This is a genomic window from Pseudidiomarina marina (assembly GCF_003987045.1).
Lineage (GTDB): Bacteria > Pseudomonadota > Gammaproteobacteria > Enterobacterales > Alteromonadaceae > Pseudidiomarina > Pseudidiomarina marina.
In genome coordinates, this window is record NZ_PIPZ01000001.1 from 987,842 (window position 1) to 1,005,841 (window position 18,000).

General features: G+C 48.0%; 16 protein-coding genes. 1 reads left to right on the top strand and 15 read right to left on the bottom strand.

All coding sequences use genetic code 11. The features are described 5' to 3' along the window. The 6 genes from CWI76_RS04850 to topA all read right to left on the bottom strand — a co-directional run bounded on the left by CWI76_RS04850 (nucleotide 1) and on the right by topA (nucleotide 6,197). Nucleotides 1-411: a hypothetical protein gene (locus tag CWI76_RS04850; RefSeq protein ID WP_126759198.1), complete on the bottom strand. Its 411-nt coding sequence runs from the start codon at nucleotides 409-411 to the stop codon at nucleotides 1-3. Further along, on the bottom strand, nucleotides 408-956 hold the full coding sequence (locus tag CWI76_RS04855) for a hypothetical protein (protein ID WP_126759199.1): 549 nt from the start codon (nucleotides 954-956) through the stop codon (nucleotides 408-410). Before CWI76_RS04855 ends, CWI76_RS04850 begins: the two co-directional genes overlap by 4 nt. A 9-nt stretch (nucleotides 957-965) precedes the next feature. After that, nucleotides 966-1,544: a hypothetical protein gene (locus CWI76_RS04860; protein WP_126759200.1), complete on the bottom strand. Its 579-nt coding sequence runs from the start codon at nucleotides 1,542-1,544 to the stop codon at nucleotides 966-968. Beyond that, nucleotides 1,544-3,025: a hypothetical protein gene (locus CWI76_RS04865; RefSeq protein ID WP_126759201.1), complete on the bottom strand. Its 1,482-nt coding sequence runs from the start codon at nucleotides 3,023-3,025 to the stop codon at nucleotides 1,544-1,546. The genes CWI76_RS04860 and CWI76_RS04865 overlap by 1 nt, the downstream gene beginning before the upstream one ends. Beyond that, the gene (locus tag CWI76_RS04870) at nucleotides 3,022-3,456 is read right to left on the bottom strand and encodes a hypothetical protein (RefSeq protein ID WP_126759202.1); all 435 of its coding nucleotides are present in this window, start codon (nucleotides 3,454-3,456) and stop codon (nucleotides 3,022-3,024) included. The genes CWI76_RS04865 and CWI76_RS04870 overlap by 4 nt, the downstream gene beginning before the upstream one ends. Nucleotides 3,457-3,563: 107 nt before the next feature. Continuing rightward, entirely contained in the window at nucleotides 3,564-6,197 is a 2,634-nt protein-coding gene (gene topA / locus CWI76_RS04875; RefSeq protein ID WP_126759203.1) for a type I DNA topoisomerase, read from the bottom strand. 246 nt (nucleotides 6,198-6,443) lie between these two features. On the opposite strand from topA, the gene astB reads away from it, so the two are divergent. Further along, nucleotides 6,444-7,781, top strand: coding sequence for an N-succinylarginine dihydrolase (gene astB / locus CWI76_RS04880; protein WP_126759204.1), 1,338 nt, complete (start codon nucleotides 6,444-6,446; stop codon nucleotides 7,779-7,781). 58 nt (nucleotides 7,782-7,839) lie between these two features. Here the strand turns inward: astB and purF are convergent, their stop codons facing one another. From purF to CWI76_RS04925, 9 genes are all read right to left on the bottom strand, one after another. Continuing rightward, entirely contained in the window at nucleotides 7,840-9,354 is a 1,515-nt protein-coding gene (gene purF / locus CWI76_RS04885) for an amidophosphoribosyltransferase (RefSeq protein ID WP_126759205.1), read from the bottom strand. Between the two features lie 15 nt (nucleotides 9,355-9,369). Continuing rightward, nucleotides 9,370-9,861 carry a CvpA family protein gene (locus CWI76_RS04890; RefSeq protein ID WP_126759206.1) on the bottom strand — a complete coding sequence of 164 codons (492 nt, stop codon included), beginning with the start codon at nucleotides 9,859-9,861 and terminating at the stop codon, nucleotides 9,370-9,372. A 72-nt stretch (nucleotides 9,862-9,933) separates the two neighbouring features. After that, on the bottom strand, nucleotides 9,934-10,473 hold the full coding sequence (locus CWI76_RS04895) for an SPOR domain-containing protein (protein ID WP_126759207.1): 540 nt from the start codon (nucleotides 10,471-10,473) through the stop codon (nucleotides 9,934-9,936). A gap of 3 nt (nucleotides 10,474-10,476) precedes the next feature. Continuing rightward, the gene (gene folC, locus CWI76_RS04900) at nucleotides 10,477-11,760 is read right to left on the bottom strand and encodes a bifunctional tetrahydrofolate synthase/dihydrofolate synthase (RefSeq protein ID WP_126759208.1); all 1,284 of its coding nucleotides are present in this window, start codon (nucleotides 11,758-11,760) and stop codon (nucleotides 10,477-10,479) included. A 3-nt stretch (nucleotides 11,761-11,763) separates the two neighbouring features. Continuing rightward, a complete protein-coding gene (accD, locus tag CWI76_RS04905) occupies nucleotides 11,764-12,627 on the bottom strand; it encodes an acetyl-CoA carboxylase, carboxyltransferase subunit beta (protein ID WP_126759209.1) in 864 nt (287 codons plus the stop codon). Nucleotides 12,628-12,726: 99 nt separating this feature from the next. After that, nucleotides 12,727-13,524: a tRNA pseudouridine(38-40) synthase TruA gene (gene truA, locus CWI76_RS04910; RefSeq protein ID WP_126759210.1), complete on the bottom strand. Its 798-nt coding sequence runs from the start codon at nucleotides 13,522-13,524 to the stop codon at nucleotides 12,727-12,729. Then, nucleotides 13,524-15,665, bottom strand: coding sequence for a FimV/HubP family polar landmark protein (locus CWI76_RS04915; RefSeq protein ID WP_126759211.1), 2,142 nt, complete (start codon nucleotides 15,663-15,665; stop codon nucleotides 13,524-13,526). The genes truA and CWI76_RS04915 overlap by 1 nt, the downstream gene beginning before the upstream one ends. A gap of 63 nt (nucleotides 15,666-15,728) precedes the next feature. Next, complete coding sequence (locus CWI76_RS04920; RefSeq protein ID WP_126759212.1) at nucleotides 15,729-16,745, bottom strand: aspartate-semialdehyde dehydrogenase; 1,017 nt, start codon at nucleotides 16,743-16,745, stop codon at nucleotides 15,729-15,731. Continuing rightward, nucleotides 16,745-17,956: a 4-phosphoerythronate dehydrogenase gene (locus tag CWI76_RS04925; protein ID WP_126759213.1), complete on the bottom strand. Its 1,212-nt coding sequence runs from the start codon at nucleotides 17,954-17,956 to the stop codon at nucleotides 16,745-16,747. Before CWI76_RS04925 ends, CWI76_RS04920 begins: the two co-directional genes overlap by 1 nt. Between the last annotated feature and the right edge of the window lie 44 nt (nucleotides 17,957-18,000).

Consider the following 18,000-nt stretch of genomic DNA (forward strand, 5'->3'; position numbering starts at 1 on the left):
CTACCACCGTTCAGTCAGCGGTAAATCGCGGAAATGCCCAAAACGTGAAATTCGTACTTTTCCTGATTGCACTTCAGCTCGAAGATCCATCGCGCCCTGCTCACCGTTTCGGAGCCGAATTAGTTCATCTCCTTTTCGCAGTACAACATGCGTCCTATCTGCAATCGAAACAATACCAACAAGCTGATAAGTCGCGAGTTCATGATCAATTTCCGAGGTTTCATCGGTCGGTGGCTTTAATCCTTCTATTGCGTGTTTAGCCTTGGCAATTTGAAGTTCCAACTGCAATCGTTTTGCTTCCGTCTGCGCAAGGCGCTCTTCGAGTTCACTCGTTCTAAGTTTTTGAATAGTACGATTTGAATCCGGCAATTCAGCCATGCCAATAACAACAGTAAGTGTCCATATCATCATTGCGCTCCTTGCTTTTTATGATCAACTTCTATTGAAAGCGACCAATAAAAACCAATCGCTTCCGCTTTTGCCGTAACAATCTGCATCGATTCAGGATGGTGCGTTAACCAGTTGATGAGTGCCGGCCAGACATTTCTTTGCGTGGTATCGAGAGCCGAGTGCTTGATTGTGACAATGGAATCATCGCGTTCTATAACAAACCCCAACCGCTCTAAATTCAACTCAGTAACATTGTCATTTTGTAACGTTGGCTCCGATTGCGGCAACGCGCGTTCGATGTAGGTCGTATTGCCGTTTTGATGCCAACGCCACTGAGATTGATTTGGAAGTTGGGAGAGTAAATCCTGTTTTGAGCCATAGCTCGATTGCAACCAAAGTTGTTCTCCATTCTCAGAGAGTTGCCAACGCAATACCTCCCAGCCGGCTAGGTAACTTACTTCTGCAAGTAATTTATTTATGTGTGCTAATTGGCTTGCCGACCAGGATGGGCTGACAGCTTCAATTTCTTCGCTTGCGGGTAAACTTACTGCAATTGACGCAACCACAGGCTTAGGCTAATAGACCCAACTAACTGTCGTTGCACTTGCGAAAACCAGGCTAATAGCGACAAAGACTACTCTTCGCCTTAACCAAAATGGTGAGCGACGAATTGAATGTAACTTTGAACTTCTTGAATATGAATTGAGGTTTACTTCGCTTACCTCTAAAACCGCTATATCATTTCCTATCTGAGCCTCCAAGAGTTCGCGTGTACGACGACCGCCAATCAATAATGGACAACGCATTCCATCGTTGGAGACCCAGTGCTGAGTGATGAAGAACAAACTTTTAACGCCCAGGCTATCTGCCGGAAATTGGCTTGCACCTAGTAAGGTATCGCCATTCCATGCAACGCATATCAACTGATTACTTTCCTGTTGCACAAAAACCGCAGCATTCGACTCAATCTGCTCACGCACATAAATAGCAACGTCAGCATCGGCATAGTTGCAACAACAAAGCCAATAATGATGACCTTGCTTGACTAAACTATAGCGCTCAAAACCTAGTTTTCTTGCCTCAGCGAGCCAATTTAAAATTTGGGCTTTCTGCGAGGATTGCTGTCGCCACCCAGCTATACACCAGTCGATCATTACTGTACCTCGCGACTGATAATATGTGGGGTGAGCAACACTAACGTCTCACTATGACGACGCTGCTGCTCATCACGCCCGCCCAGTAATGTGCTCCACCAACTGTTCTGCTGCAGCGTTGAGTGGCGTTCATTTTTAAGGCCGCTCATTAACAATGTTTGGTCGTGAGCGACTAATGCTTTCATGAAGAATTTCTTCCGATTGGTGTGCGGCGTTTGGATCATCTGTGTACCTGAACGAACCTCATCTATGCGTTCAAGATCAGAGAGCTCTGTAGATAATTGAAGAATAACTTCATTAGCCCGAATACTGGGCAATAAATACAACTCAAATCCCGTCGTAACCACCCCCGGTTGCAACACATCGGCTCGACCGACATTTGCCGTCGCCGCCGAACCCGCGGCAGCTAGGTAGGTCGCATTATCTTCCAGTACAATTCTAGCTATCTGGTTGTTCAAACTAACAACACGCGGGTGATTACTGATTTGAACAAGTCCTTGCTGTTGTAGCGCATCAATCAATAATTGGGATCCTGCCGCCTTTCCCTGCTGTTGTTGCCACACAACTTGGCCGCCGCTAAGAGTGCTTAATTGAGCCGACGCAAATCCGAGTACGCCTTCCCCTCCCGCTGTTCTCACAATAGCGTCCCAGTCAATTGCGAATTGCTGAGCATCGTTAAACGTCACTTCTATGATTTGCACATCGATTGCGACTTGTCGGGTAAGCCGCTCATTTTGCTGTTTTAAGTAATTTCTTACTTGGGAAACGTGGTGCGGATAATCTCGCACCAAAACAGATGTCGAACTTTGATTTACGGTCAAGCGCCCCTGCTCAGATAGCAACATCGTTAAGGCGTTTTCTAGGTCCATCCAAACCGATAATTTATCGCTACTAAAGTTAAGGTACTGTTCACTTTTACTGCTAACCACGTTGGCTTGGGTAAATTCAGACGTTGCACTTTGTCCTTGTTGCTGCTGATCGCGACTACCTAAAAAGTAGCTGGTATCTCCAGCAATAAATGCAACGTCAAATTCGGCAACTTCAAATTCATGAACGAGCAACAATTCATCTCGCCATTCAAGGTGCCATCGATACCGACTCGCTACTCGTTGTAATAGCTCGGCAAGCGAGCCGGAAAATTGCATATGGATTTGCTGTTGCGATAGTTTTTCATTATCAAAATACGGTACGACACCATGTGGCTCTAGGGCTTGTGTTAGCAATGTACCCACCGCAAGACCTTGTGCTGATATGGTGATGGGTTGTGCACTCCATGCAGGTAAATCCGCTGTGTTCTTCTGTAGTGGAGGAACATAAAGTTGCTTCTTAAAGTTCACCCGGTGTGGCTTTTTATCGAGCTCTTGCAAATTGCTGAGACGTTCACTCGCACTTTGGTGCTGTTGCTGCAAATCCGACTCTTGAACAATCGAGCAACCGTTGATAACGAGACATAGTAAAACAACGAAACTACGCATAGTCATAATGCTCCCGTTGCTTCGTAACGATAACTCACAATTGCGGCATGATTTGAGTACATCGTCACTACAAACGTATACGGCACTAACAACTGTTCCAAAAGCGCTTCGGTACTGTCTGCTGTTAAAGTGAAATTAGATGGCCATTGATAATGAGAAGAGACGCGCCAATCGATAGTTTCAATATCGAATTGATCACGCAAAAACTGTTCGAGCTGCGGTTGGAGAAGTCCTTTCTTTAACGTCAATCTATTTTGACGAGCATTAGAACCATCCTTTCCTCTTCGTTGGTCAAAGGGAATTTTATTAGTTGTGGAGGAGAACTTATAAACCGGACAAGACGTTGCGAATGCTGACGCCGACCACAAGCAGCTCAGCGCTAAGCTGCTTGCGATGACGTACTGATGGACTGACGTCCGACATGGTTTATGAACCATAAAACCTCCTTGTTAGCCACGCACTGCGTTCCTTCGCAGTAGGGTTTTAATCTAGCCTAGCCATGTGCGGCTAACAAGGTGGAGATGGCGCATTGCTGCGCCGATTATTACTTACGCTTTTTCCCTTCTTGCACTTCCCAGTCACCGTCACGGTAGAACGCTTGCCAGCCGGTGGCTTTACCGTTTACTTCGGTAATCACGTACTGTTCTTTGTTCTTGCGGCTGTAACGTACAATGGCTTCGTTGCCGTCGTCGTCTTTTTCAGGCGCTTCCGCTAAGTAATGGAACTTGCTTGGAATGCGATCTTTAAAGCGCTTCAGCTCACTCACTTTCACCGCACGGGTTTCACGTGAACGCGGGAAGGTATTCGCTGACAAAAACACACCCGAAGCCCCATCACGCAACACGAAATAGGCGTTCGAGTCTTCACATGGTAGTTCAGGGAACGGCACAGGGTCTTCTTTTGGTGGCGCTGGTTGGCCGTTTTTCAGTAACTTACGGGTATTCTTACACTCGCTATTGGTACAATCAAAATACTTACCAAAACGGCCGGTTTTCAACTGCATGTCACTGCCACAACGGTCACACTCAAGCACCGGGCCATCGTAACCTTTAATGCGGAACTCGCCCTGTTCAACCACATAACCATCACACGCTGGGTTGTTACCACACACGTGCAGTTTGCGTTCTTGGTCAATTAGGTAGCTATCCATGGCGGTGCCACATTTCGGGCAGCGTTTTTTCGCCCGTAGCGCCATGGTTTCCGCTTCGTCGTCATCGTCTTTCACGCGTACAGCTTCTTCACCTGGCAACAGGTTCATGGTTTGGGTGCAACGCTCTTTCGGTGGCAGTTCATAGCCAGAACATCCTAAGAACACGCCGGTTGACGCGGTGCGAATGCCCATCGGGCGACCGCACTTCGGACATTTAATGTCGGTTAGCACCATTTGATTCGGGCGCATGCCGCCCTCTTCTGGTGTCATTTCAGCTTGTTGTAATTTCGCACTGAAATCTTCGTAGAATTTATCTAGCGTTGCTTTCCAATTCCGTTTTCCTTCGGCTATTTCATCCAGCGCCTGCTCCATTTCAGCAGTAAAGCTGTAGTTCAATAGGCGCGGGAAGTTATCAACCAAACGGTCATTCACTATCTCGCCCATTTTCTCCGCATAGAAACGACGGTTTTCTACCCGTACATAGCCGCGGTCTTGAATGGTAGAAATAATCGATGCATAGGTTGATGGCCGGCCGATACCGCGTTTCTCAAGTTCTTTCACCAACGAGGCTTCGCTAAAGCGTGCTGGCGGCTTGGTAAAGTGTTGCTGCGGATCAAGTTGCTGCAGTGCCAGCTCCTCGCCTTTCTTCACATCTGGCAACGTCGCATCTTCATTATTTTTCGAGCCTGCTGGCGGCTGCACTTTGGTCCAACCTGGGAAGCGCAACACTCGCCCACGGGCACGCAGCTCATAATCACCGGCTTGCACGGAAATGGTGGTTGCATCGTATTGCGCTGGCGTCATTTGGCACGCCACAAATTGGCGCCAAATGAGCTCATACAAACGTTGCGCATCACGCTCCATATCCCGCAAATTTTCTGACTTAACGCCCACACTTGAAGGACGAATGGCCTCGTGGGCTTCTTGGGCGTTTTGCTTAGAGCCATAAACATTCGGTTTCGCTGGCAAATAATCGCTGCCGAAGTTCTTGCCAATGTAGTCTCGACAAGTAGCCACAGCCTCTTGGCTCAAGTTGGTTGAGTCGGTACGCATGTAGGTAATATGACCCGCTTCGTACAAACGCTGTGCCAACATCATGGTCTTTTTCACCCCAAAGCCTAACCGCGTACTCGCGGCTTGTTGCAGGGTTGACGTAATGTACGGCGCCGAGGGACGGCTGCTAGTCGGTTTATCTTCGCGGTCTATGACTTTGTATTGGGCACCCTTCAATGCAGCCACAGCGGCGTCGGCAGCGGCCTTATCGTTCGCTTTAAAGGTCTTGCCGAGATACTTTTGCACCTGCATGCGCAATTCATCACTATTTTGCGTCGCTAAATCGGCGTAAATATCCCAATATTCTTCTGGCACAAAAGCTTTGATTTCGCGCTCACGCTCAACCACTAAGCGCACCGCGACCGATTGTACGCGACCTGCTGACAGCCCACGCGCAATTTTCTTCCACAATAATGGCGACACCATAAAGCCAACAACACGGTCGAGGAATCGACGCGTTTGTTGTGCATTCACACGGTCAATATTCAAAGCAGCAGGATTAGAGAATGCTTCTTGAATGGCTTTTTTAGTAATTTCATTAAACACCACGCGCTGGAATCGGCTGTCATCGCCGCCAATCAGTTCTCGTAAGTGCCAAGCAATTGCTTCCCCCTCGCGGTCCAAATCCGTTGCGAGGTAAATAGCATCAGCTTTCGCAGCGAGCTTCTTCAGTTCAGCCACAACCTTTTCTTTGCCGGGCAACACTTCATAGTGAGCTTCCCACCCATGTTGCGGATCAATACCCATGCGGGCCACTAATTTTTGGAACTCACGCTCTTGCCGATAAGCTTCTTTTTGCTCCGGCGTCATCTTTCGAACTTCAGCCGGCGGCTTGGTTTTGACGGTCGCGGTTGATTTTGTCGGTAAGTCACGAACGTGACCCACGCTCGATTTCACCACAAAATCATTCCCTAAATATTTATTAATTGTCTTCGCTTTTGCTGGCGACTCGACAATAACTAACGCTTTTGCCATGCGACTCTCTTTTATCCGTAAGCTTGTGGGATTCTTTTTTTAGATATATCTGTTCTGCGGCTATTGCACAACCACCCTGAACAAAAATCATAAAAATACGTTTTTGCTTTATATCTATGCACCAATTGACTTACACGCGCATCAGACCAATAAAATCAAGGCGTTCAGCCCTTACGCCAAGACCAACTTGCGGGTATAATAGCCAACAATTCAACGCTTGCAACTGCAATGGAGGTTTGTTTGAGCATGCACCACTATGAAGTTAATTTCGATGGCCTGGTTGGCCCAACCCACAATTATGCCGGGCTGTCGTTCGGAAACGTTGCTTCATTAAGCAATGCTAAATCTACCTCTAGTCCAAAATCTGCGGCTAAACAAGGTCTTGCGAAAATGAAGGCGCTGCACGATATGGGCATGGTTCAAGGTGTTTTAGCACCACAAGAACGCCCTGACGTTGCAACCTTACGCCGCTTAGGCTTTAGCGGATCAGATGCCGAAGTATTAAGCAAAGCCGCGCAACAAGCGCCAGAGATTTTCCAAGCTGTCTGTTCAGCGTCAAGTATGTGGACAGCCAATGCCGCGACGGTATCACCTGGTGCGGACACCGCTGATGGCAAAGTGCATTTTACACCAGCCAACTTAACCAATAAGTTTCATCGCTCGCTGGAACCGACCACCAGTGGTCGTATTTTACAGGCGATGTTTAATAACAACCGTTACTTTGCACACCATACTCACTTGCCGGATAACGAGCACTTTGGTGATGAAGGCGCAGCAAACCATACCCGTTTGTGCAGCAACTATGGCCATGCCGGTGTTGAGATTTTCACCTTTGGTCGCTACGCCTTTGATAGCAGCAAACCGGCACCAAGCAAATTTCCTGCGCGTCAAACTTATGAAGCGTCACAAGCTATTGCGCGGTTACACGGGTTGAGCGACGAAAACACCGTGTATATTCAGCAGAACCCAGCTGTGATTGATCAAGGTGTTTTTCACAACGACGTGATTGCCGTGGGCAACCAAAATGTCATGTTCTACCACGAGCAAGCATTTTTAGATACCGAAGCGAAATTCGCCGAAATTCAGCGCAAATTTGGCGACGAACCGGTTCACTTCGTTGAAGTTAAAACCTCAGAAGTGTCAGTTGAAGATGCAGTACAAACCTACTTGTTCAATACACAGCTTCTGACCATGCAAGATGGCACGATGGCTATCATTGCACCAACTGAGTGTCAGGAAAATCCTCGTGTTGCAGCTTACCTAGCTGACTTGGTGACCCGCAATACACCAATTCGCCAAGTTCACTACTTTGATGTGAAGCAAAGCATGCGTAACGGCGGTGGTCCTGCATGTCTACGTTTACGTGTTGCGCTTAACGACACTGAGTTAGCGGCAGTGAACCCAGCGGTCATCATGAACGACGAGTTGTTCGCTCGATTGAACCAATGGGTGGATAAACACTACCGCGATGAGCTAAGTGTGGCCGATTTACGTGACCCACAGCTGTTAATGGAATCGCGTACGGCACTTGATGAGTTAACTCAAATTCTCAAAATCGGCTCGGTCTATCCGTTCCAGCTCTAATTTATGTGGAAACAAAAAACGGACGCCAAGGCGTCCGTTTTTTTATTGCTGATTCGCTTTATTCGTCTTCGTTGTGAAGCTCGAGATTAGCATCTTCACTTTGATCGTTACCATGGCGGGCAACGTCATTACGGGCTGCATCTAAGCGATCTAGATAGCTCTGATTGATATCACCAGTAATATACTCGCCATTGAATACCGAGGTTTCAAAACGAGTGATATCTTTGTTCTCTTGTTGAACCGCGGCAATTAAGTCGTCGAGTTCTTGATAAATCAGGCCATCGGCTTTTATCAAGTCATTTATTTCTGAGGCCTCACGACCGTGACCAATCAATTCATTGGCACTTGGCATATCAATGCCATAAACGTTCGGGAAACGGATTTCTGGTGCTGCTGAAGCGAAATAGACTTTCTTCGCGCCCGCTTCACGTGCCATCTCAATAATCTGCTCAGAGGTTGTGCCGCGCACAATGGAGTCATCCACCAACAAAACATTCTTGCCACGGAATTCGGCGCTAATCGCATTCAGTTTACGTCGTACCGATTTACGGCGCTGAGTTTGCCCAGGCATAATGAATGTACGGCCAATATAACGGTTTTTCACAAAACCTTGGCGATACGGCAAATCTAAAATGTTCGCCATTTCCAATGCGATATCACAGCTCGTTTCTGGAATTGGGATGACCACATCAATATCTAAATCGGCGTAGTCGCGTTTAATCTTCTCGCCAAGCTTGCGGCCCATGTTGACGCGCGATGCATACACCGACACTTTATCGATAAATGAATCTGGGCGAGCAAAGTAAACATATTCAAAAATACACGGACAGTGCTGCGGATTATCAGCACACTGACGCGAGAACAATTCGCCATCTTCCGTAATATAAATCGCTTCGCCAGGCTCAACATCGCGCACATATTTAAAACCGGTACCATCAACGGCAACGCTTTCAGAGGCAACAATATATTCATTGCCATTCGCAGTCTCGCGCATACCCAATACTAATGGGCGAATACCCCACGGGTCGCGAAACGCGACAATACCGTGACCGATAATCATGGCAACCACGGCATAGGCGCCACGAATTTGACGATGCACACGAGCAACGGTTGCGAACACGTCTTCCGGTGTTAAGCGCAAGCTTTCTTGTTGATACAGTTCGTGGGCGAATACGTTAAGAAGAATTTCAGAATCAGAAGTGGTGTTGATGTGACGGCGAGCCTTCGCAAACAACTGCTCTTGCAACTCATGAGCGTTCGTCAGGTTCCCGTTATGCGCCATAGCGATACCAAATGGCGAGTTGACATAAAACGGTTGGGCTTCAGCGGAACTCGAGCTACCTGCAGTAGGATAGCGAACATGACCAATACCAATACGACCTTGTAGACGATGCATATGCCGCGTATGAAAGACATCGCGCACCAAGCCATTGGCTTTACGTAAACGCAGTGTGCCGTTATCAACGGTCATGATACCGGCGGCATCTTGGCCACGATGCTGTAGCATCGTTAAACCGTCATACAACGCTTGATTGACTGGGTCTTTACCTACAATTCCAACAATGCCACACATGCAACAACAACCTCATTAAACATTTTGGGGTAAGAAACTTGATGTATTTTCCAAGTATTCAAAAAACCACTGAATGACCACACCGAAATGCGGAATTAACTCTGAAGCTTGCCACCATGGTTCATCGGATAAACCGGTGAAAGAATCCATGAAAAATAGCAACGCGGCGACAATGAGTACACCGCGTAACGCTCCAAATAAGCCGCCTAGTAGTCTATCGGTGCCGGTTAAACCAGTACTCTCCACAAGACGGCCAATTAGATAATTCACTACGGAGCCAACAATTAACGTTGCAACAAATAATGCCGCGACGGCAGCTGCGTTACGGAGCATTTCATCCTGAATACCGGTAAACAGCGTAGCGAGGTCGAGATAGAAAAATTTTGCGATAAAAAAGGCAGCCACCCAAATGGCTAATGATAGAGCTTCTTTGACGAAGCCTCGGGTTAAGCTGATTAACGTCGAAAGACCTATTACCACTAAAATCGCGATATCAATCCAGACCATTGTTAGCATTCCCTAGCGGATTAAAATTTCGCGCGAATTGTATCAGAAAGGCTGACATTTTGCGCAAAATTATTATGGCTCGTAGCGAAAAACTCGACCATTGAGATCAGTTAATTCTCTTAACTTTGGTAGATCTGCTTCCAGTTCTTCTTTTACTAGGCCTGGGCCAACCAGTAGTTTGTTACGCGGGCCATCGGCGGTTTGAACCACTTCACGGTATGCTGGGTAACCGGCGGCGCGAAGCTCTTTTACTAAGCGATCAACAGAAGCCTGATTACGAAATACACCTAACTGAATAATCCAACCCGGCTGCTGTAGTTCAGCGTTACTAGGTGCATCTGGCGTGCTCTTCTGTGCCGTTTTAATAGCAGGCGCATCATCGGCGTCAATTTCGAGGGTTTCAATTTTTTCAAGTGAGTCTGGAAGTTCTTCTTGTTGCGGAACCGATTTTGCTGGTACCTCGGCAACCTCAACCTCTGGTTGCAGCGGAATCGCCTCAAATGACTCTTGTTGTTGCTGCGGTTTACCATCAAACAGTTCTGGTAAAATAATTACCGCGAGGGCAATCAGAATAACGCTTCCGACAATTCTATTTTGCAACTGCGAGGCCATGAACTACTCCGTTGTTGGAATTTTCCCTACAGTGTAAAACGAGCCGCATACCAATACCAGCGGTTGTGACGATTGCTTGGATAAAGCATCGTGATGCGCTTTTTCGTAAGCCGCCAAAACACTATCAAAACATTCGGTGTTGGTCGCATCACTTGGTGCCTGCTCTAATAGTTGCGCTGCGGTTGCACCGCGAGGTTCCGACAAACTAGCAAAGTACCAGCGTGATACAGCCGGCTGCAAAGCGGCTAATGTACCAGCAATATCTTTATCATGAAGCATACCCACCACAGCAACAACCTCACGCTGCGGATAACGATTCAGTAACGCTTGCACTAAATAATTCGCGGCATGTGGATTATGTGCCACATCGAGTAGCGTATCGACTCTGTTTTTGCCATCACCAGCTAAAAACTGCAATCGCCCCGGCTCGCGAGCTTGGCTTAAACCTTCACGAATGGCTTTGTCAGATACCGGTAATTTACTAGCAGCGAGCGCAGCAATAGTTGTTGCGGCATTCGGTAGCGGTAATTGCGGCAATGGCAGCTCTTGCAAGAAATTATTGTCATCGCGGAATTGCCACGTTGAAACGCCAGTCATGCGATAGTGAAAATCTTTACCGACGCGTCGAAGATCAACCGCTTGTGCTAACGCTGCATTCGCGACTACTTCAGGAAAATCAGGTTCGCCAACAATTGCCGGACGTTGCGGTCGGAAAATACCGGCTTTCTCGCGAGCAATCCCGGTGCGGTCATCACCGAGGAAACCAATGTGGTCAATACCGACACTGGTTAACAGCGCGACATCGGCGTCGATAATGTTAACCGCATCTAACCGTCCGCCTAGCCCAACCTCAAGGATCCAAGCATCTAACTCGCGCTGTTTCATTAACCACAGCGCGGCTAAAGTGCCGAATTCAAAATAGGTGAGTGATATGTCTCCGCGCGCTTCGTCGATTGCTGCGAAAGCTGCAACATGTTCGTTTTCAGCAAGTTGCTCGGCATTAATACGTACACGTTCAGCATAGTGGTGCAGGTGCGGCGAAATATAGACACCTGTACTGTAGCCAGCACAACGCAGAATAGTTTCTAGATAACGAACTGTTGAGCCCTTGCCGTTTGTACCGGCAACAGTAAATACCTGCGCATTCGTTGAGGTGAGATCAAGCCGTTCAGCAACCGCTTTGACACGCTCAAGTCCCATATCAATAGCACTTGGATGCAGTTGCTCTAAATAACTCAGCCAGGCATTAAGCCCGGCTGAAGAGGAAGGTTTAACTGGGGTAGTCATCGCTTAATATTCGTCAGCAACGGCCGGTAGGTGCTGAAATTTTGCCAATAAGGCAGCAATTCGATTACGCATCTGACGGCGATCCACAATCATATCTACAGCGCCATGATCAACAAGGAATTCGGCGCGCTGGAAACCTTCAGGAAGAGTTTCACGTACGGTCTGCTCAATCACTCGCGGACCAGCAAAACCAATCAAAGCTTTCGGTTCAGCGATATTGATATCGCCCAACATAGCCAAACTTGCTGATACACCACCCATTGTTGGGTCGGTAAGAACTGAGATGAACGGGAGACCTTCTTCGCTCATACGTGCTAATGCTGCCGATGTCTTTGCCATTTGCATCAAAGACAACAACGCCTCTTGCATGCGAGCACCGCCTGATGCTGAAAAACAAATCAGTGGAATACGCTCACGCAGGCAAACTTCTGCCGCTTTAACAAAACGCGCACCAACAACGGATGCCATCGAACCGCCCATAAACTCAAATTCAAAAGCCACGGCAACAACCGGCATACCCTTTAAGCGGCCTTTTTGTGCCACTAGCGCATCTTTCTCACCGGTCGCTTTCTGAGCCGCCGCGATACGATCTTTATATTTTTTCGAATCACGGAATTTGAGCACGTCTTTTGGCTCGAGTTCTGCACCGATCTCTTCGCCCTTGCCGTCATCTAAAAAGTTCGCCAAACGCACTCGCGCAGATACGCGCATGTGATGGTCACACTTTGGGCAGACGTTCAAGCTGCGCTCTAAATCAGCACTATAGAGAATAGCATCGCAACTCGTACACTTCGCCCACACTCCTTCCGGAATGTTGCGGCGTTTGTTGCTTTTCGGTTTTGCAAGAATTCGCTCTATCCAGCTCATAATATTCCGTTGTTAACTTGTTCAGTCAGGTGGCGTAATTGCCAGTAAATACGCTCTATTAAAGCATATTCTATGAAATCAGTTTAGCAAAAAGTGGTCTTATAAGTCAGGTAACCAAAGTGGACCGGGTGGTAATTGCGGAAGATCAAACTCTTGCGGATAGTCCACTTGTACCAAATATAATCCCTCGGCTTTCGCAGTTGCTGCAGCTTGTGTTCTATCACGCCCTGCCAATAAGGTTGCAAGCCAAGACGATGGCTGCTCGCCTTTGCCAACCTCAAGCAAACTACCAACAATGTTGCGTACCATATGATGCAAGAACGCATTGGCAGCAATATCAACCACAATGAAATCACCATAGCGACGCACATCAATTCGTGTCACGCAGCGATTTGGCGAGTGCGACTGGCACTGAGCGGCTCGAAACGCACTAAAATCATGCTCACCGATAAGGTGTTGTGCCGCTTCGTGCATACGTTCAGCGTCAAGTGGCTGATGATAATGACTTAAGCCTCGACCGAGGATACCCGGACGCATTTTTTGATTCGCAATAATGTATCGGTAGCGTCGACCGGTCGCGCTGAAACGCGCATTAAACGATTCAGGTACCTCGCGCGCCCAACGCACCGCTACAGAATCGGGGAGGTTGCTATTCACGCCCATGGTCCAAGCAGGCATCGCCCGCTCAAACTGACAATCGAAGTGCACCACCTGCCCCGTTGCATGAACACCGGCATCGGTGCGCCCTGCGCAGGTAACTTCTACCGGATGGTTGGCAACTTTGCTTAAAGCGCGCTCTAAGACTTCTTGAACACAGACAACTTCTCGCTGTCGTTGCCACCCAAAATACCGACTCCCGTCGTATTCAATACCAAGCGCAATGCGCGTACTACTCATTAATGACCCTGTTCTTCAATTTTCTGTAATAACATTGCCGCTTCGCGTTTTGCGTCTTCGTCATCAGTCTGCGCCACTTTTTCAAGTTCTGTTCGCGCCAACTCATACTCATCCATTTCTAAATAAGCGCGAGCAAGATCGATCATACCCGATGGCGTTTCCTCGTTATCATCGACTTGACCCGATTCACGCTCAAACCGTGGGCTATCAAAATCAGAATCTGCTGATTCTGCTTCTTCAAGCAGAGCATCAATCTCTAAGAATGCGGTATCATCCGAAGCGTCGTCTTCAGCGTCTGGTTTGGTGGCCTCTTCCGTCGTCAAAGCTTCGAGGTCGATATCGTTTAAATCAACATCTTCAAACTGCTCAAGCTCAACCTCTAAGTCAGTCACCGGTGCTTCGTCGACAGCTGGAGCTACTGGTTCGTCTGCTGCAGATTCTGCATCATCGATGTGAAAATCTAAACTCATTTCGTCATCGTCAGAACTTTCTGATTCCACCGGTTTAGCTTCAACTTTAGGCTCGTCTTTTGGTTCGATTTCTGTATCAAACTCTAGCGACAAATCATCTTCGTCTAACTCCGGCTGCGACTGTTCTACTGACTCAACTTCACGCTCAACCTCTACTTCAGCGGTTGGTTCAACCTCAACGTCTGCAGTGTCTAAATCCTCATCCGTTGTGGTTGCTGTTTCTTCGGTATCGAAACTAGAGGCCAATAAGGTATCCAAATCAGCTTCATCATCAACGGTTTCGTCTATGCGTTCAAATTCATCTTCATTGCTATCAAGCGCTGATAAATCATCCTCAAGACTATCCTCGGCTGCAGCTTCTTGAGCGACAACGTCGTCTTCTGCATCATCGATACGCTCAAACTCAGGCATATCAGCAGCTTCTTCAGCCAAAGCGGCCTGCTCAGCTTCTTCATAAGCACTTAGTTTTTCTTCCTTGCCACCCTGCTCTTGCTGTTCTTGTTCAGCGGCTTGCATAGCGCCGTTATACGGGCCCAGTGTTTCGCGGTTTAAGCGACGCACGTACAGCACATACCAAATGATGGCTGCGAGTAGCAATGGAATGAGAATTGCCAGTGTTAATTGGAACGGCTGCATCAACCAATCCAAGAACTCTTCGTACTCAGATTGCTGTTTACGTTTAACAGGCTTTGGTTGAGCTGCTTTTGGTTCGGCTTTGTTCGGTTCGCTGGCTTGTGTTTCTGTTGCTTGTGATTGCGTTGGCTGTTGTGCAGTCGAACGATCTGCGCTTGCCGCCTCAGGCTCAGATGAACTTTCTTCAGTTGCCGCTGATTGCTCGGCAGAGGCTGAAGGTTCTTCTGGCTGTTGCGTTTGTGGCGATACCTCAGCTGTTTCACCGGCCTCAATTTTCGTCGCAACAATCTCTGCTGCAATTTGCTCTTGCAATTCATCTTCAGCAACTTGCTCAGCATCAACCCTGAGACGAAGCTGTTCTAACTCTGCATTCACCGAATCAAGACGTTGTTGTAACGCACTATTTTCAGCATTTAATTGTTCAATCAATGAAATCGATTCAGCCAGTTGAGTACGCAACTGCGTCAGCTCAGCAACATCAAATTCGACACTCGAACCGTCTGCAGCATCTCGACCAGTAGAGCGATCGGAGCTACCAGATGCTGTCTCCGTTACAACTGGGCTATCCGTATCTGCCTCAGACTCGTCGGCGTCAACAACATCTGTTGTATCGTTTGGATCCGTTTCAGGAATATCACTTGTCGTGACCTTCGGCGATTCCGTTGTCGCTGCTGCAGAGCTACTTTCGATGTCTGCTGCGCGAGCACGCTGTGCTATTTCGGGAATCTTCAGATAATAGCCATCCATCATTCGGTCAGCACGACCGTTGATAAACGCTTCAGGGTTAAGTTCAATGAATAAATCCATCATTTCATAGACTGACAGATCAGTCTTATCGCCATAATACATGGCGATTGACCACAACGTGTCAGACGAAACAATTGGACCGAACCGATCAGGCTGCCATCGAGACGTGGCCTGACCTTGCAGCATCGCCGCTGCACTTGTATTCACAAAGCTCGCGTCAGCAGTAACCACTGCCGACGAGCCGAGTGCCAGTGCTATACCGGCCGCCAGTGCCAAGCTATTCCGTTTCATTGAGCTGGTTCCCTCTTTTGTAATCGTTGTAATTATCGGTACCGCATTGAAAGATGGATAGTTTTACATATAGTCGCGAATTAAGTGTTCTGCAATCTGAATACTGTTTGTCGCGGCGCCTTTACGCACATTATCAGCTACAACCCACAAGTTTAATCCTTGTGGATGAGAGATATCGTTGCGCACGCGTCCTACAAAAACTTCATCGTGTCCGGCAGCGTTACCTATTTGTGTCGGAAAATCATCGTTATTGTCAAACAAGACAACACCTGGTGCGTGACGCAGCAATTCCTTTGCCTGCACTGCATCAATCGGTTGTAGCGTTTCAATATGTATCGCCTCTGCATGACCAAAAAATACTGGCACACGCACAGCCGTTGCATTCACCCGAATGCTCTCATCGCCAAAGATCTTTTGTGTTTCCCACACCATTTTCATTTCTTCTTTGGTGTAGTCATTATCTAAAAACACATCAATCTGTGGAATACAGTTGAAGGCGATTTGACGACTAAATCGCTCAACTTCAACTGGGCGTCCATTCAATAGCGCTGCGGTTTGTTGCGCCAACTCATCCATCGCTTCTTTGCCTGCTCCTGAGGTCGACTGATAGGTCGCAACGTTGATGCGATCAATACCAACCGCATCGTGAATTGGCTTCAATGCAACTAACATTTGAATCGTTGAACAATTCGGATTAGCGATGATATTGCGATTGCGGAAATCCGCTAACGCATGCGCGTTGACTTCTGGCACAACTAGCGGGATATCCGGTTCGTAACGAAACTCGGAGGTATTATCGATAACCACACAGCCTGCATCGGCCGCTTTTGGCGCGTAGATACGCGAAATATTGCCACCGGCAGAGAAGAACCCAAGCTCGACTTGGCTCCAGTCAAACGTATCGGCATCTTCTACCGTGATTTCTTCGCCACGGAACGTAACCGTTGAGCCAGCAGAGCGGCTACTTGCTAATGGAAACAATTGGGCGACCGGAAAATCCCGCGCTTCAAGAATTTCAATCATATGCTGGCCAACCAATCCGGTCGCGCCAAGTACAGCGACGTTAAATGCTCGTGACATTACTGCTCCTGCTTTTGTATGTGTGAAAATGTGAGCTGCTGTAAACGATTCTGCCACTCACGTTGCGCTAGCCAACGCCCACCAACTACGATGCCCTGTGATAACTCTGCTCGCGCCGAATAATGACGCCGTAGAGCATCAAACGCGGCTGGTTCTGGGGTCGCCTGACGCAATAAATTATCGTCGATGCGTATATCATAAATGTCACGCACCCAAGATGCTAGCATTTGCCATGTTGGCCTTGCGTCTGTCTGCCAACGATATTCCCGAACGGCTTCTGGCCAAGGCTTTAATAAACGCCGCAATGATGGCAGTTGTAATGCTAAATCAGGCTGTTTGAGAAAGCCCGCTAACTCCGCAAACAAGCGCAATGTACCACCCACTTTACCAGCAACACTGTGGCCTGCAATATGCGCAGTGGCATAGCGAAGCCAAGGCAATAAATCAGCCGCTATTTGAGGTTCGTTTTCCCACACATCCAGCACAACATGCAACCGTTGGTTACGCTGTTTTGCTGATCGTAATGCCTGCTCAGCAACAACGGCACCGCGACTCGCATTAATTAAAATGCAATCATCAGTAAGTGCAGCGATACTTTTATCAGAAAATAAATGATAGGTCGGAAACTCACCGTTTTTCGTCAACGGTACATGGCAGCTAATGACTTTGCTCGCTAGCACTCGCTGCCAATCAGCATGCACATCGACTTCAGTTGGATGCATGCCAGCTTGCAATAATGGCGGGTCGTAAAAATGAACGTTTAGACCAAGTCCGCGCAGTCGTTGGCCCGCAGCTCGCCCAGTATGGCCGGCACCAATAATTGCTACCTCACCAGCGGGTAAAGCTCCCTGTTCTAACGCAATATTACTAATGGCGCTGGCGACATAATCGCCTACCGCATTGGCGTTCACACCTGGCGTAGAAACAAAAGCGACGCCTGCGTGCCGACACGCGTCTGCATCAACATGCTCGGTACCGATAGTTGCTGTGCCCACCCACTTTAAACGTGGCGCATGACGTAATAGTTCAGCATCCACTCGAGTGATTGAGCGAATCATTAACAAATCGGCACTCGCAAGTTGCTCAGGTGTAGGTTGACGGCCGTGAAAGGTACTCAACGTAAACGGGATGCCCTGCTCATGAAGCGCATCAGAAAACGTCTCAGCGAGTTGGGCAACCAGCGGCATCGAAGCATCGGCCAAAAGGTGCATCAATCAAACCTTGTCAGATAACGATGGATGAATTGTTAAAGAGC